Origin of the sequence: Cystobacter fuscus (assembly GCF_044360685.1) — a bacterium.
GTDB classification, from domain to species: Bacteria; Myxococcota; Myxococcia; order Myxococcales; family Myxococcaceae; genus Cystobacter; species Cystobacter fuscus_C.
On the sequence record NZ_CP043491.1, the window covers coordinates 7,292,260 to 7,306,756 of the forward strand.

Genomic DNA, 14,497 nt, shown 5'->3' on the forward strand with positions numbered 1-14,497 from the left:
ACGGGGGCGGCGGGCGTCACACCCGTGGGCGCGGGCTCAGATGGAGCCGAACGCCTGCGTGGAGATGTCCACCGAGGAGGTGTCCTCGAGGGCCATCATGCGCGCGGCCTGCTCCACGTTGGGCAGCACGTTGCGCGCGTACCACAGCGCGCTCCACTTCTTGCCCTCGTAGAAGGCCTTCTCGTCGCCCGTGGCCTTCTCGCCCGCGCGCTCGGCGATGAGCGCCGCGTCCAGCAGCAGCCAGCCCACGGCCACTTCCGACATCATGTTGAGGAAGCGGTTGGCCGACAGCGGGATGAGCGTCATCTTCGCCGGATCCTGCGACCAGCCGAGGATCGCCATGGCGCTGGCCATCAGGCCTTCCTGCGCGGCGGCGAGCTGCTTGACGGCCTCGCCGTAGATCTTGTGCTCGCGCTGGGCCTCGATGAAGGCGCCCACGTCCGACATGAACTGCTGGAAGTGCGCGCCGCCGGCCTGGCCCATCTTGCGGCCCACCAGATCCATGGCCTGGATGTGGTTGGTGCCCTCGTAGATGGAGAAGATCTTCGAGTCACGCGTGTACTGCTCCACCGGGTAGTCCTGGCAGAAGCCGGCGCCGCCGAACACCTGGATGGCCTGGGCGCACAGCCGGAAGGACTGATCCGAGCCGTAGGACTTCACCAGCGGGGTGAGCAGCTCCACCTGGCCGCGGTGGTAGGCCGCCTGGGTGTCGTCCTTGCCCGAGAGCTGGTGCGCCTTGTCCGTGTGCATGGCCAGCTTGACGATGAGCGCGCGGATGCCCTCCACGTGCGCCTTCATGTCCAGCAGCATGCGCCGCACGTCGGCGTGCTCGATGATGGCCGCGCGGGGCGCCGTGGGATCCTTCCACTTGTGCGCCGGCGCGCCCTGCTTGCGATCCTTCGCGTACTCGAGCGCGTTGAAGTAGGCCGTGCTCGCCAGCGCCAGGCCCTGGATGCCCACCGCGATGCGCGCGCCGTTCATCATCTTGAACATCTGGCTCATGCCGACGTTCTCGATGCCGCCCACGAGCTCGCCCACACAGCCGTCGTTCTCGCCGAAGTTGAGCACACACGTGGCCGAGGCGCGGATGCCCATCTTGTGCTCGATGGAGCCCAGGGTGACGTCGTTGGGACCCAGGAGCGAGCCGTCCGGCTTCACGCGGATCTTCGGCACGATGAAGAGCGAGAGGCCCTTGGTGCCGGGCACCGCGCCGTCGATACGCGCGAGCACCAGGTGGATGACGTTCTCGGCGAGGTCATGGTCTCCGCCGGAGATGAAGATCTTCGTGCCGCGGATGTTGTAGGTGCCGTCCGCGTTCTTGCGCGCGGTGGACTTGGCCGCGCCCACGTCCGAGCCCGCCTGGGGCTCGGTCAGGCACATGGTGCCGCCCCAGGTGCCGTTGAGCATGCGCTCCACGTACAGCTTCTTCTGCTCGGGCGTGCCGCACTCGGCCACGAGCTCCGCGGCGCCGTAGGCCAGGCCCGGGTACATGTTGAAGGCCGAGTTGGCGCCCGAGAGGATCTCCTCGACGAGCACCGAGAGCATCATCGGGCCGCCCTGGCCGCCGTGCTCGGGGCTCGCGGCGATCGACTTGAAGCCCTGCTCGTAGACGCCCTTCCACGCGTCCTTGAAGCCCTTGGGCGTGATGACCGAGCCGTTCTCCACCCGGCAGCCCTCGCGGTCGCCCGAGGCATTCAGGGGCCCGAGCACGTCCTTGGCGAAGCGGTACGTCTGCTCGAGCACCGCCTTGGCCTCATCCGGGCCCCAGGCGTCAAACGGCGCTTGTCCGGCGACCTGGCCGAAGCCGAACTGCTCGAACAGCGTGAAGTAGAGTTCCCGAAGGTCGATCTTGTACGTGTTGATGCCGGCGGACATGGCGCTTCCCCTAACCCCGTAAGACGGGGCTCACGGCCGGAAAAAGGCGCGTGGCCCCAAGTGGGATGAGGGGAAGGTTACGTCGATTGATTCTAGAGTCAACCCGGAATGACGCCTCGCGTTGGGTGGGACAATGCCCACCATCCCGCGGGGCGGCCGACAGGCGGGAAAGACCCTATTTCTTGGTCTTCTTGGAGGGGTCCGGGGCGGTGGCGGTCTTGGCGGCGGGCTTGGAGCCTGTCGTCTTCTTGCCCGACAGCGCGCCCTCCTCCTCGGTGCCCTCGGGGGCGGCGGTGCCGGCGTTCTGCAGGAGGCTCTCGCGCGGCACGTCCACGACGATGGGGGACTGGCCCGAGCGCTGCCGGTTCTCGTCCTCGAGTGAATAGAAGAGCTGGATGCTGGAGTGGCCCTTCATCACCAGCTCACCGCGCTGGTTCTCCGCCCACAGCTCCACCTCGACGAAGTAGCGGCCGCCCTCGCCATAGCGGTCGCTCACCCGGCCCTTGCAGACCACGGTGTCGCCCGGCCACACCATCTTGATGAAGCGCACGTGATAGCGCCGCAGCTGGCCGCCGCGGGCCCAGTCGCTGATGAGCTGGCCGAGCATGCCCATGACGAGCATACCGGGGGCGTAGACGGACGGCATGCCCACGCTCTTGGCGTACACCTCGTCCACGTGCACGGGGTTGAAGTCACCCGAGGCGCCGGCGTAGCGCGACAGCTGCACGCGATCGATGGGGGCCTTGGCGAGCGCGGGCAGCTCGTCACCCACGCGAATGCCTTCGAAGTAGAGCTTGCGCGCGGGCATCACGAATTCTCCTTGGCGGCGCGGACGATGAGGGTGCGGCGGGCACGGAACACCAGGTTGCCCTCCTCGTCGCGGCCCTCGTCCTCGATGACGGCGACGTCCATCTTGCCCGCGGGCCCCGTGCGCTCGAGCACCTCGGCCACGCGCGTGGCGACGAAGATGCGATCGCCCGCGAAGATGGGCCGCTCGTACTCGAAGGACTGCTCGGCGTGCAGCAGGCTCTTGATGCCCACGCCGAGCAGCTCGCGCAGGTCCGCCGCCGAGCTGAAGGACGCGGGGAACGTGGGCGGGGCCACCACGGTGGGGTAGCCCGAGGCGCGCGCGTACTCCTCGTCGTAGTAGATGGGGTTGTAGTCACCGAGGGACTCGGCGAAGCGCCGGATGGCGCCCTTCTCCACCTCGTTCAGGAATGGCGGGGAAGCCCGGCCAATCGCATTCTTGTCCAGCATGTCCCTCTCCCTTTAACGACCGGCTGGCAGCTCGAGCACGGTCAGAAGACCGGCCTCGGCAGCCGTCACGCGCGGGGCGGCATTCACCAGCATGTGTGCGGTGGCCCGGTCGCCGGGCACCCCCCCACGGATTTCCAGAACCAGCTTCGGCTCCGCTTCAATCTCGATGCGATCGCCCGGGTCGTCCGCGCCCACCGCGATCGTCAACTCCAACCGCACCCGCTCCTGCCCCTCCTCCAGCCCCACCGCGGACTGGAAGATACCCGCCACGCGGCCCTTCTTCACCGGGAAGGCGCCTCCGGTGATGTCCTCCTCGGCGAACACGGGGACGATCTCCTCCTCGAAGTCGTCGCAGTCCATGCCCAGCCCCAGCGCGCACAGGGCCGCGCTCTCCACCAGCCCCACGTGGCCGAGCTGCTCGCGGTCCACCAGGGCGAAGAACTCCTCCTCGCTCAGGCCCGCGCCCACCTTGCGCTGCAGGGCCTCGCGGCGGTGGCGCGCATCCACCACGCGCGTCACCGTGGCATGGCGCACCGGACCGCACGCCTGGCCCGCCGTGGCCACCAGGCGATCCATCACGAAGCCGGGGTTGACGCCGGTGCCGAGCACCGCCACCCCCGCGCGCTGCGCGGCCTGCTCCAGCTTCTGCGCGAGCTCCGGGTACTTGAGGAAGGGAAAGGCCAGCTCCTCGCAGGTGGACACCACGGACAGGCCGAGCTGGATCGCCTGCAGCAGCTGATCCATGACGCCTTCCAGGCGCGAGCCCGTGGCATGCAGCAGCACGGCGCCCTTGCGCCGTCCCACGGCCGCCTCCAGGCTGCTCGCGACCTTGCCCTTCAGTCCCGCGACCCCCACCACGTCCGACAAGGGTCGCCCCACCAGTTGCGGGTTGGCGTCCATCGCGCCGAGCAGCTCGACCTCGGGTGAAAGCAGGGCCGCCCTGACGATCTCCTGACCGATGACTCCCAACCCCATGACCACCACCGGGACCGGCCCTGCGGAGGCTCTAGGCATCGGAGAACTCTCCAAATTTCAAGGAGTTACAACACGGTGCAGCACTGCGGCGCACCATAGACCACCCCCCGCCGGACAGGCAAGCGGCTCGTGAGGCGAGGGGGTGCTCATTTTCCGAAAACCCCGGGCTATCACGAGGGCTCGTCGGGCAGGTTGGTGCACGGCAGGGCAGACCCGAGGGTGTGACCTTTGGGTGGGAAGCCGTGTATAACAGCCCGGTTCTTCAACATCCGTTCTTCAGGGTTGGGAGGCTGTATTCATGGACCGCATCCTCGTAGTGGATGACGATCCGCTCATTCTGGCCGCGCTGTCGCGGATCCTCCAGTCGGAGGGCTACGAGGTCGTCACCCACACGGATCCCGCCCAGGCCGCCAAGGAGCAGGGATTCCAGGTGGTGCTGACGGACTTCATGATGCCGCTGCTCAACGGCGTGGAACTCTTGCGCACGCTGCGTGAGAAGAATCCGCGTGCGGTCCGCCTGATGCTCACGGCGGCGGCGGACTTCCGCACCGCCTCCGAGGCGGTCAACCGGGGCGAGGTGTTCCGCCTGCTGGGCAAGCCGTGGTCGCTCAGCGAGCTGACCAGCGCGGTGCGCCAGGCCATCGAGCACTACCGGCTGGTGGAGTCCAATGAGCGGCTCACGCGCGAGGTGGCGGAAAAGAACGCGGAGCTCACGGCCATCAACCGCGACCTGGAGCGCATGGTCGTCGAGCGCACCAACGGCCTGCTCGATGGGCTCATCAGCGCGCTCGACTACCGCGACACCGAGACCCAGTGGCACTCGCGCCGCGTGTCGCTCTACTCGCGCCGCATCGGCGAGGAGATCGGCCTGACGCCCACCCAGCTCGAGGTGGTGGAGCAGGGCGCGCTCCTGCACGACATCGGGAAGATCGGCGTGAGCGACACCATCCTGCTCAAGCCCGGCCCGCTCTCGCCCGAGGAGTGGGTGGAGATGCGCAAGCACCCCGAGTACGGCTACAAGATCCTCGCGAAGATGCCCTACCTGCACGACGCCTCGCTCATCGTGCTGCACCACCAGGAGCGCTGGGACGGCAAGGGCTACCCCCAGGGGCTCAAGACCCGGGACATCGTCGTCGGGGCGCGCATCTTCGCCATCGCCGACACGGTGGACGCCATCACCTCGGATCGTCCCTACCGCAAGGGGCGGCCGCTGTCCGTGGCGCGCGATGAGATCCGGCGCTGCTCGGGCACGCAGTTCGATCCCGAGATCGCCGAGGCCTTCCTGCGCATCCAGGACGCCGAGTGGCAGCGCATCCGCAAGAAGGTCGAGGACATGGAGAACGCGGAGAACGCGCTCTGGGCCGGCTTCACGCCCGGCAAGGTCCCCAACCGCGTGGCGAGCTGAGACGCCCGCCCCGCCCGCCTCACCGCATCAGGGCGACACCTCCACGTCGATCAGGGTGTCGCCCTCCAGCAGCAGATCCACCACCTCCAGGCCGCGCGTCACCTCGCCGAACGCCGTGTAGCGGCCATCCAGGTGCGGCTGCGGCGAGTGCGTGAAGAAGAACTGGCTGCCCCCCGTGTCCTTTCCCGACAGCGCCATGCCGATGACCCCCCGCGCATAACGCCGGTGGGTGATTTCGCATCGGATGGAGTAGCCCGGTCCCCCCTCCCCGTCCCCTCGCGGATCTCCCCCCTGGGCCACGAAGTCCGGCACCACGCGGTGGAAGGTGAGGCCCCGGAAGTAGCCCTGGCGCGCGAGCGCCACGAGGTTGCCCGACGTCAACGGCGCCTCGGCGTCCAGCGCCACGGTGATGTCCCCCTTGTGGGTGCGGAAGATGAGGGACGTTCCCTCCGGCGCGGGCTCGGGACGGTGCGCCTCCTCCGGGACTTCCACCCAGGGCGCCCGCACCGGCTGTCCCGTGAGGCGGGTGAGCGCCTCGGCGGCCACGCGGCGCACGTTCGCATGCGGATGTCCCAGCCACCCGCGCAACACCCCTTCCGCGTCCCGCCCCGCGAGCGCCACGAGTCCCGCCGCCACCGGCTCGGCCAGATCCGGCTCCCGCGGCACGCGCTCGGCCAGCGCACGCACCCCGGGCAGCGCCTCCAGATCCTTCAACTCCGCGGCCGCGCCCGCCGCCGAGGCCGCCACCACCGCGTCCTCTCCCGCCAGGAGCTCGCGCACGGGCCCGGCCGCCTCGGGCACGGGCCGCGCCGCCACCGCCGCGAGCGCCGCCAGCCTCACGCGCGCATCCGCGTGCTTCAGGTAGCGCACCCCCTCGCCCGCGCCCCCCGCCGCACTGGACTGCGCCACCTCGCGCAGCCCCAGCGCCAACCGCGAGGCCTCCGCCACCCGGCCGCCCCCACAACGCAGCACCTCGTCGAGCCGCCCGTGTTGCCGATCCATCGCCGCCGCCAGACGGCAGTCCAGGTTCATCAAATCCCCAGCCGCGCCCTCGGACACCGCCCCGGGCGCCGCCTCCTGGAGCGCGCGACGCAAGGACACCAGCACCCGGCGCCCCGCCTCGGGAAGGCCCTGTTGCGCGAGCGCGAGCCACGCATGGCCCGCGGCGGAGTCCCCTTGGGCCACGCGTCCCGCCCCCGGTGCGAGTCCCGCCAGCGCATCCAGGGCCGTGCAGTCTCCCGAGCACCGCGCGGCCAGCTTCGCGAGCGTCCGCGCCGCCTCGGCCGCCACGCGTGGCACCTCGTCCGCGAGCCGTGCCCCCACCACCGCCGCGTCCTCCGGGGCGCCCACGTCGCCCAGGCCCTTCGCGCACACGGCCCGGACATCCGGCGCCCCGTCCCCCAGGCAGGCACGCAGCGGGCCCAGGGCGTCAGTGCGCTTGAGGTTCGCCAGCAGATAGGCCCCTCCATACCGGGTGGCTTCGGGCAGGCCCGCCTGGAGCAACCCCTCCACCCGGGCGAGCGGGACTTCCGCCAGCGACGCGCCCCGGCGCCCCGCCACCCCGAGCGCCAGGGCCGCGCGACCCGCGAGGACGGGCCCGAGCGACAGCCGCTCCACCAGACGCGCCACCGCCTCGGGCGTGCCGAGCCTGCCCAGGGAGTCGATCAGCGTGAGGTACGCGCCCGGCTCCGCCTCCAACACGCGGGCCTCGCCGCCCGCCTCCTGGTGCATCCGGTACTCGCTGGCGAGCAGCGCCTGGGCCAGACGGGACTTCTCCTCCGGGGTGAGGGGCTCCCACGACAACGCGAGCACCCCCGCGGCGAAGGCGGCCGCCTGCTTCACGGAGGGCTCGCCGTCCTTCAGGCCCACCTCCACCGCGTCCAGTGTCGAGGGGGCCTGCAGGCGGGCGAGCGCGAGAAACGCCCGGATCCGGACCGGCGTGCTGCCCCGCAGCGCCCGCTCCACCAGCCGTCCATCCGCCAGCGAACGGCGATCCTCCCACCGGGCGATCTCCGCGAGGGCCTCCTCCTGGGTGGGGGACGGGGAGGAGTGGACACAACCCGAGAGCACGGCCCCCGCCAACAGCCAGGCGGCGAGCGAGGCATACACAGAGTTCATGGTGCGCTCGCGTAGGCCAATTCCCCGCGAAAATCCAGGGGTTAGCGCCCGCTTGCCGTTTGACTTGGGGCTCCCGGGCACCAGAAGATGTGGGGCGCTTTCCAGTCTCAAGGAGTACCGGTCCTGAAATGCCCTGGCTGCGGCATCAAGGTCGCGGATGGCACCGCCATCTGCCCTTCGTGCGACTACATCATCGATGCCTCGTTCATCTCGTCGGATGCTCCCCGGAGAAGTCTCGTGGAAGAGGGAGAAGAGGAGATGACCGGGTCGCTCTCGGCCATTCCGCCTCCGCCCCGGCCCGTCAGCACCAACTCCGGCACGCGCGGAGCCCCCACGAAGGTCACCACGTCCTCGGGCGTGCGGGTCTCGTCCTCGGGCATGCGGGTCACCACCGCCTCGGGCGTGCGCCCCAAGGGCGCCTCCGGCACGGGCTCGCGTCCCGCCGTGTCCACGCCCACGGGCTCGCGTCCCGCCGTGCCCCCGACCGATGACGTCACCAACATCCGCTCCATGGAGGACATCGTCCGCAGCGCCCCGCCCCGCGCCTCGAACGGACGCCCCATCCCGGCCGTGCGTTCCGGAGGCGCCACGGGCTCGCGTCCCGCCGTGCCCCCCCGCCGTGAGACGGCCACCGAGCTGGATCCCTCCGACGTCAACTACGTCCCTCCCCGGCCCGCGCCCTCCTCCGTCCACACCACCGGGCAGATCATGGCGCCCGAGGAGCTCGCCGCGGACCTCAAGGACTTCCTCGGCGACCTGGGCCGCTCCGACAAGATCGTCTTCTTCAGCGCCGTCGCCGTGGTCCTCTCGGCCTTCACCCCCTGGAAGGAGACGGCCGAGGACGGCGACATCCTCGGGCTCATGAGCCTGGGCATCATCGCCATCCTGGGCGCGCTCGGCATCGTGGGCGTGCTTGCCGTGCGCGTGCGCCGCATCATGCCGCGCCTCAACGTGCTCGTGCCCTGGATGGCGCAGCTCGGCCTGTCCATCGCCTGCGTCCTCTGGTGCCTCATCTTCATGAAGCTCTCCACCGACCACACCGAGGTGCCCTCGGCCGTGGGCAGGGAGATCATCTACAACTCCACCCCGAGCTTCGGCGCGGTCCTCGCCCTGCTGGGCTCGCTGGGCTGTGTGGCCGGCACGGTGCTCGGCATCAAGGAGAAGCCGCAACCATGACGCCGTCCCCCGCGCCAGCCAGCGCCGCCTCCTCCCTCGAGCGGCTGCTGCGGGCCCTGAGCGGGACGGTGCTCGGCCAGGCCCACGTCGTGGCCGACCTCGTCACCGCGTTCCTCGCGCGGGGCCACGTGCTGCTCGAGGGCGTGCCCGGCGTGGCCAAGACGCTCACCGCGCGCAGCATGGCCTCGGCGCTCGGCCTGGGCTTCACCCGCGTCCAGTTCACCCCGGACCTGATGCCGAGCGACATCCTCGGCACCCACGTCTTCCGGCCCCAGGAGGGCGCCTTCCAGCTCGTCAAGGGCCCCATCTTCACCGAGGTGCTGGTGGCCGATGAGATCAACCGCACCCCGCCCAAGACGCAGTCCGCGCTCCTGGAGGCCATGGAGGAGCGTCAGGTCACCCTCGAGGGCACCGCGCACGCGCTGCCCGCGCACTTCTTCGTGGTCGCCACGCAGAACCCGCTGGAGCTCGAGGGTACCTATCCCCTGCCCGAGGCCCAGCTCGATCGCTTCCTGATGCGGGTGCGCGTGGGCTACCCGTCGCCCGAGGCGGAGCTGGACATGGTGCGCGCCTTCCACCAGCGCCAGGGCCGCCCGCCCCAGGTGGAGCGGGTGCTGGACGCGCCCACGCTGCTGGAGTTGCAGGCGCGCGCGGCGGCCGTGGCCTGTGACGACTCCATCCTCGACTACACGGTGCGCCTCATCCGCGAGACGCGCGCCAACCCCCGCGTGCGCCTGGGGGCCTCGCCGCGCTCGGCGCAGGCGCTGCTCGCGGCGGCCAAGGCCCGCGCGGCCCTGCACGGCCGCGACTTCGTCACCCCGGACGAGGTGAAGGCCGTGTGCCCGAGCGTCCTCAACCACCGCCTGCTGCTCAAGGCGGAGGCGGAGGTCGAGGGCCTCACCGCGGATGACGTGCTCCGCCACACGTTGGAGCGCGTCCAGGTTCCCCGGTGAGCGCCGGCCGGCCCGTCCCCACGGGACTCGCCGTGGCCCTCGTCGCGCTCGCCCTGGTGCCCGCGGCACTCGCCGTGGCGGGGGATGTCTTCCTCTGGCTCGCGCTCGCCCTGGACGGGGCGGTGCTCGCGCTGTGCGTGGGGGACTTTCTCGCCGCGCCGCGCGCCTCGGACGTGACGGTGCGGCGCGAGGTGGAGCCCGTGCTCTCCTCGGGCGTCGCCCAGACGGTGCGCCTGGTGGTGGAGTCGCGCGGCGCGCGGGCCCTTCGCGGACGGGTGCGCGACGAGGTGCCCACGGGCGTGGACGTGCGCGGGCACGAGCAGCCCTTCTCCCTCACTCCCGAGGCCCCCTCCGCCACCCTTCCCTACTCGCTCACGCCCCTCACGCGGGGAGACCTGCGCCTGGGGGACGTGCACCTGCGCTTGTTGGGGCCGCTGGGCCTGTGCGCGCGGCAGGTGCGAGTGCCCGCGGCCCAGAGCGTGAAGGTGTACCCGGACCTCACCGCCCTGTCGCGCGAGGCGCTCGCGCTCACGCTTGCCTCGGACGCGCCCGCCGAACGACTCCTGCGCCGCTCCGCCGAGGGCCGTGAATTCGAGTCCCTGCGCGAGTACCGCCCGGGTGACGACTACCGCTCGGTGGACTGGAAGGCGACGGCGCGGCGGGGCCGCACCACCGTGCGCGTGTACCAGCCCGAGCGCAACCAGCCCGTCCTGCTGATGCTCGACTGTGGGCGGCACATGGCGGGCCGCGTGGAGGGCCGGCGCAAGCTCGACCATGCGGTGGACGCGGCGCTGCGTCTGGCCAAGGTGAGCCTGGACGCGGGGGACCTGGTGGGGGTGCTCGCCTTCGCCAGCGACGTGCGCGCGAGCCTGCCTCCGCGCAAGGGCCACGAGCACCTGCGCCTCATCACCGAGTCGCTCTACCGCGCCGAGGCCGCCCTCGAGGAGAGCGACTACGGGCGCGCCTATGACTTCGCCTTCGCACGCTCCTCGCGCCGCTCACTGGTGGTGCTGTTCACGGACCTGGTGGATCCGGACGCCTCGGGCACGCTGCTCTCGCGCACGCTGGCCCTGCGCCCCCGGCACCTGCCCGTAGTGGCCTCGCTGCTGGACGCGGATCTCCAGACGGCCGCCACCGCGATTCCCAACTCCGTTCCGGATGCCTACGCGCGCCAGGCCGCCGCGCGCCTGGAGGAGGACTACCAGCGCACCGCCCTCACCCTGCGCGACGCGGGAGCGCTCGTCGTGCGCGCGTCCGCGAAAGGCTTTGGCGCCGCCGCCGTCAATACCTATCTCCACGTGAAGGCGCGGGGACTGCTGTAGCGCCCCGTGCCCCGTGGCTGGAGTCCGACCGGTATGAGCACCGACTCGCTGCGAGCCCTCTGGGCGGGCCTGCTGCTCGCCACGGCCCTGCTGTCCACCGGCTGTGCGTCTCAGCCACCATCGGGGAGGAACCTGCGCAGCACGCCGCGTGAGGCCGCGGAGCCTGCTTTGGCTGAAGGGCCGCGCGAGGAGTTTCCGCATCCCCTCGCGTCACGACCACCCGCCCAGTCCAAGCCCAGCGCGCCAGCACTGCTGAACCGTCGCCGGGGCTCCCGAGAGGCAGTGACGGCAGTGAGCCCTGGCAACGCCAAGGGGACTGAGTGGCAGCACGCACTCGCGGCCCAACTGGCGTTTCGCGGTGCTATTGGCGACGTGTCCGGATCCATGCGCAGCGTCTCTGGAGAACTCTCCCGACTCAAGGCAGGCCACCTGGGTGCCGGCCCTTTCGCGCGCTATGTCGACCATGGCGAACGTCAACGGCAATGCATTGACGCCGAACTCGCCACTGCCACCCGGCTGGCCAACACTGCCTCGGAGGTGGAGGACCCGGACATGCAACTTGCCCTCCTCCGCCTCGCCGGCCCACGACTCGAAGCAGCCATGATGGGCTCGCTCCTGCTCGCGGCATGGCTCGACTTCCTCAATTTCGTCGACGTCGTGCTCAAGCAAGGCTTCATCAGCGTGGAGATGCTGTTCATAGACATGGATCGCTGGCAGAAGATGATTGATCCCTCCATGACCGCGCTCTCCTCCTTGGAGCCAGGGCAGGTGGAGGCCGCGGCGAAAGACATTCCCGCGCTGATGGGCTATCTCTCCGGTGAGTTCAATTCGGCCGCTGAATCCGCGCGCGTCGCAATGAAGCGCGGCGAGCAGGTGATGTTGTTGGCGCAACTCGTCGAGATGGTCACCATGATGTCGGCGATGAAGTTCTCGCTGCCCTCACTGCCGCCGTCCGCTCCCGCCACGGTCGGACTGAGCCTGGTGGTGGGACGCGATGGCGTGATGATGGGCACGCGGCTGGTTGTCTCCGCCGAGTGGGTGGAGATGATGCACCGATTGGTACAGGCGGGCGTCCTCTCCCTTCCTGCGGTCAGCGCGGCTGTACGGATTCAGGCCGGCCAGGTGCAAATGGCGCAGGCTCATGACAATCTGCCCAAGGGCGTGCGTGACGCACTGGGCGACGGTCCCGAGGTGCGCGGCATGCGCGTGACGGATCGAGCGGGGGCCGGCATGGCCGAGCCACCGCGACATCACGTCCTGCCGCGAGAATTCCGCGAGTGGTTCGAGCAGCGCGGCTTCACCGGCGAAATGAGCATCGACAAATTCTGCGTCGAGATGGAGCAGGCAAGCCATGAGGCGATTCATGGCGGCGGCGACTGGCGCCTGGGTCGAATGTGGGCTGGCGAATGGAACCGGATGATCATGCGTGTGCTGCGCGGGGCGGAGATGGCGACCGGTCGGAGGTTGACGCGAAGCGAGATCCTGAACATCGTCGCGGCGAATATGAAGGAGTACGGAGTCCCGATGAACTTCATCCCCTGGAGAGGGCCATGAACGAGGATCGTTCCTGGCAGGGGAACTGGAAGGTGCGCCTCCATGAGCGCGTCCGCGAGCGCGGATACTCCTCGCTCACCGCCTTTGCCGAAGCGCGCCCCACCGTCCCTCTGGTGGCACTGGCGGAAGAACTCGGGCAGGACGACATCAACGCGGTGCAGGTATTGAGTGGATTGCTCGCCGAGGCCGAGCAGCGCAAACAGGTGACGCGCTTCGAGCGAGATGTGCTCGTTCGAATGCTGTCCCAGAGTCTCCCCGATGGCTGGCCGTCCGTCATGGACGACCAGGCCCGTTTCGCCGTTGGCAAGGCACTCGGCCGCTGGATTGGCTATACCCCCGAAGCCCATCAGGAGCGCTCCGAGCGGGTCATCGCAGCTCTCCTTTCCACTCCGCCACCGCCCGGCTGGCGGCCACTCGGTCCCGACGATGAGCTGCTGCGCACGCTCTTGCCAGACGAGGAGGCTTGAGCTTCACCTCTCCCCAGGCCGAGCCATTCCCCCGCCTATGTGCCCAGCTGCTTTTCCAGTGGAACGGTTCGCGGCACGATCAGATCTCCCGTGTGCAGGGTGGTGACGGTCTCGATCAGCATGATGCCGCATTCTTCGGTGGCTACGGGATTGTGTCTGGTCTTCTTCGGCACGACGCAGAACTGGCCGGGCGAGAGGTACACGTCGCGATCCTCGAACTGGATCGTCAGCTTGCCGTAGATGACGAAAAACATTTCGTCTTCGTCGGCGTGGTCGTGCCAGACCAGCTCACCCTTCAGCTTGGCGACCTTGATGTACTGGTCATTGACTCGCCCGATGATGCGCGGAGTCCAATACTCCGTGACCTGTTCCAATGCTTCCGCGAGCCCGATGACGCTTCCATTCAGCATGGCCTGTCTCCAGCGTTGTCCTCTGTTCCGTATAGCCGACAACGGCCCGCCAGGAACGTGCGCTCAGGGCTGAATGGAGGTCGGCTCGGGGTCTGGCTTCTTGACAGCCACGTAGCACCCACCTTGGTACTCAGCCGTTCCCGGTGGGCAGGGGGCATCGCGGTGATGGCGCATCCAGCAGCCACCCCTGATCTCCACTTCCGTTTCGGGCATGCAGGGGGGCTTGCGCTGCTGCTTGAAGGGTTTCTCCGGCATCGGATAGGCGATGGTTGGCGAAGAGAGCTTCTGTCCGTTCATGAAGGTAGGAGTGTCATCGGCCCGGTCGCGCATCTCCGGAGGCGTGGACGTGCGCGGCCAGAGCAAGAAGGCGAGTCCCACCGCCAGGGCCACGCCCGCGAGTCCCCAGCGCGTCGCCCGGTGCCGTGAACGGATGGGCCGTGGCCCACGCATGAAGTGGGCCCGCACATCCGCCCGCTCCTCGAGTTGCGCCAGGGAGCCCGCGAGGCGGATGAAGCCCAGGGTCAGTTCGTGGAACCTGGGCGGCTTCGCCCGGTCCGTGTGCTTGGGGTGAAGAACAAGGGCGTCCGGCTCGGTGAACCTCGTGGCTTCCGCACACCAGGGGGTAGACGAACTCCAGTCGTCGCCAGAGCCCGGCATCACGACCAGCGCGGGCTCCCCCGTGTCGACATGGTGCGCCGCATAGAGGCGCCCTTCGTCCTCCGGGATGTCCGGGAACAGCTCACCCAGTTCATACGAGCCCAGACGACGTCCCTTCTTCTCTGGCGTGTCGCTCATGTCCATGCCTCCCAAGAGCGACTCTTCCTACTCGCGATGTAGGACCGCTGTCCAGACCCGATGGGTCAGAATGCTCGGAAGTGGAACTGGACTCCCGCTCCCGCGCCCCCGGCACCTGTCCGTGGTGGTCTCGCTGCTGGACGAGGCTCTCCAGACGACCTCCAACTCAGGAGCCCCAGTGCCATGTGCT

At 69.6% G+C, this 14,497-nt stretch carries 13 protein-coding genes; 6 read left to right on the forward strand and 7 right to left on the reverse strand.

The window, feature by feature from the left end; all coding sequences use genetic code 11:
- Window positions 1-36: 36 nt before the first annotated feature.
- From F0U63_RS29725 to F0U63_RS29740, 4 genes are all read right to left on the reverse strand, one after another.
- Window positions 37-1,875, reverse strand: coding sequence for an acyl-CoA dehydrogenase (locus F0U63_RS29725; RefSeq protein ID WP_395834892.1), 1,839 nt, complete (start codon window positions 1,873-1,875; stop codon window positions 37-39).
- A gap of 175 nt (window positions 1,876-2,050) precedes the next feature.
- Window positions 2,051-2,683 carry a MaoC family dehydratase gene (locus tag F0U63_RS29730; RefSeq protein WP_395834894.1) on the reverse strand — a complete coding sequence of 211 codons (633 nt, stop codon included), beginning with the start codon at window positions 2,681-2,683 and terminating at the stop codon, window positions 2,051-2,053.
- Window positions 2,683-3,132 carry a MaoC family dehydratase N-terminal domain-containing protein gene (locus F0U63_RS29735; protein ID WP_002624318.1) on the reverse strand — a complete coding sequence of 150 codons (450 nt, stop codon included), beginning with the start codon at window positions 3,130-3,132 and terminating at the stop codon, window positions 2,683-2,685. The genes F0U63_RS29730 and F0U63_RS29735 overlap by 1 nt, the downstream gene beginning before the upstream one ends.
- A 12-nt stretch (window positions 3,133-3,144) precedes the next feature.
- The gene (locus tag F0U63_RS29740) at window positions 3,145-4,146 is read right to left on the reverse strand and encodes a dihydrodipicolinate reductase (protein ID WP_395834896.1); all 1,002 of its coding nucleotides are present in this window, start codon (window positions 4,144-4,146) and stop codon (window positions 3,145-3,147) included.
- Window positions 4,147-4,405: 259 nt separating this feature from the next.
- On the opposite strand from F0U63_RS29740, the gene F0U63_RS29745 reads away from it, so the two are divergent.
- Complete coding sequence (locus F0U63_RS29745; protein WP_395834898.1) at window positions 4,406-5,512, forward strand: HD domain-containing phosphohydrolase; 1,107 nt, start codon at window positions 4,406-4,408, stop codon at window positions 5,510-5,512.
- A 27-nt stretch (window positions 5,513-5,539) separates the two neighbouring features.
- Here F0U63_RS29745 and F0U63_RS29750 read toward each other — a convergent pair whose 3' ends face one another.
- A complete protein-coding gene (locus F0U63_RS29750) occupies window positions 5,540-7,630 on the reverse strand; it encodes a peptidylprolyl isomerase (RefSeq protein ID WP_395834900.1) in 2,091 nt (696 codons plus the stop codon).
- A gap of 258 nt (window positions 7,631-7,888) precedes the next feature.
- On the opposite strand from F0U63_RS29750, the gene F0U63_RS29755 reads away from it, so the two are divergent.
- From F0U63_RS29755 to F0U63_RS29775, 5 genes are read left to right on the forward strand one after another with little or no spacing between them, the layout of a single operon-like run.
- Window positions 7,889-8,806 (forward strand): hypothetical protein, encoded by a 918-nt coding sequence (locus F0U63_RS29755; protein WP_395834902.1) that lies wholly within the window; start codon window positions 7,889-7,891, stop codon window positions 8,804-8,806.
- Window positions 8,803-9,759, forward strand: a complete 957-nt coding sequence (locus F0U63_RS29760) for an AAA family ATPase (protein ID WP_395834904.1) — start codon at window positions 8,803-8,805, stop codon at window positions 9,757-9,759. Before F0U63_RS29755 ends, F0U63_RS29760 begins: the two co-directional genes overlap by 4 nt.
- Window positions 9,756-11,081, forward strand: a complete 1,326-nt coding sequence (locus F0U63_RS29765; protein WP_395834906.1) for a DUF58 domain-containing protein — start codon at window positions 9,756-9,758, stop codon at window positions 11,079-11,081. The genes F0U63_RS29760 and F0U63_RS29765 overlap by 4 nt, the downstream gene beginning before the upstream one ends.
- A 33-nt stretch (window positions 11,082-11,114) precedes the next feature.
- Entirely contained in the window at window positions 11,115-12,635 is a 1,521-nt protein-coding gene (locus tag F0U63_RS29770) for a DUF2380 domain-containing protein (protein ID WP_395834908.1), read from the forward strand.
- On the forward strand, window positions 12,632-13,102 hold the full coding sequence (locus tag F0U63_RS29775; RefSeq protein WP_395834910.1) for an NUDIX hydrolase: 471 nt from the start codon (window positions 12,632-12,634) through the stop codon (window positions 13,100-13,102). Before F0U63_RS29770 ends, F0U63_RS29775 begins: the two co-directional genes overlap by 4 nt.
- Window positions 13,103-13,137: 35 nt before the next feature.
- On the opposite strand, the gene F0U63_RS29780 is transcribed toward F0U63_RS29775, so the two are convergent.
- Both F0U63_RS29780 and F0U63_RS29785 read right to left on the reverse strand, forming a co-directional pair.
- Entirely contained in the window at window positions 13,138-13,512 is a 375-nt protein-coding gene (locus tag F0U63_RS29780; protein WP_395834911.1) for a cupin domain-containing protein, read from the reverse strand.
- 63 nt (window positions 13,513-13,575) lie between these two features.
- A complete protein-coding gene (locus F0U63_RS29785) occupies window positions 13,576-14,307 on the reverse strand; it encodes a hypothetical protein (protein ID WP_395834913.1) in 732 nt (243 codons plus the stop codon).
- Window positions 14,308-14,497 lie beyond the last annotated feature (190 nt).

Bases quoted from the DNA above. Each gene is read 5' to 3' on its own strand.
- F0U63_RS29735 (WP_002624318.1), bottom strand. From the start codon at position 3,132: ATGCTGGACAAGAATGCGATTGGCCGGGCTTCCCCGCCATTCCTGAAC.
- F0U63_RS29785 (WP_395834913.1), bottom strand. From the start codon at position 14,307: ATGAGCGACACGCCAGAGAAGAAGGGACGTCGTCTGGGCTCGTATGAA.
- F0U63_RS29770 (WP_395834908.1), top strand. From the start codon at position 11,115: ATGAGCACCGACTCGCTGCGAGCCCTCTGGGCGGGCCTGCTGCTCGCC.
- F0U63_RS29780 (WP_395834911.1), bottom strand. From the start codon at position 13,512: ATGCTGAATGGAAGCGTCATCGGGCTCGCGGAAGCATTGGAACAGGTC.
- F0U63_RS29745 (WP_395834898.1), top strand. From the start codon at position 4,406: ATGGACCGCATCCTCGTAGTGGATGACGATCCGCTCATTCTGGCCGCG.
- F0U63_RS29725 (WP_395834892.1), bottom strand. From the start codon at position 1,875: ATGTCCGCCGGCATCAACACGTACAAGATCGACCTTCGGGAACTCTAC.
- F0U63_RS29760 (WP_395834904.1), top strand. From the start codon at position 8,803: ATGACGCCGTCCCCCGCGCCAGCCAGCGCCGCCTCCTCCCTCGAGCGG.
- F0U63_RS29775 (WP_395834910.1), top strand. From the start codon at position 12,632: ATGAACGAGGATCGTTCCTGGCAGGGGAACTGGAAGGTGCGCCTCCAT.
- F0U63_RS29750 (WP_395834900.1), bottom strand. From the start codon at position 7,630: ATGAACTCTGTGTATGCCTCGCTCGCCGCCTGGCTGTTGGCGGGGGCC.
- F0U63_RS29730 (WP_395834894.1), bottom strand. From the start codon at position 2,683: ATGCCCGCGCGCAAGCTCTACTTCGAAGGCATTCGCGTGGGTGACGAG.
- F0U63_RS29740 (WP_395834896.1), bottom strand. From the start codon at position 4,146: ATGCCTAGAGCCTCCGCAGGGCCGGTCCCGGTGGTGGTCATGGGGTTG.
- F0U63_RS29755 (WP_395834902.1), top strand. From the start codon at position 7,889: ATGACCGGGTCGCTCTCGGCCATTCCGCCTCCGCCCCGGCCCGTCAGC.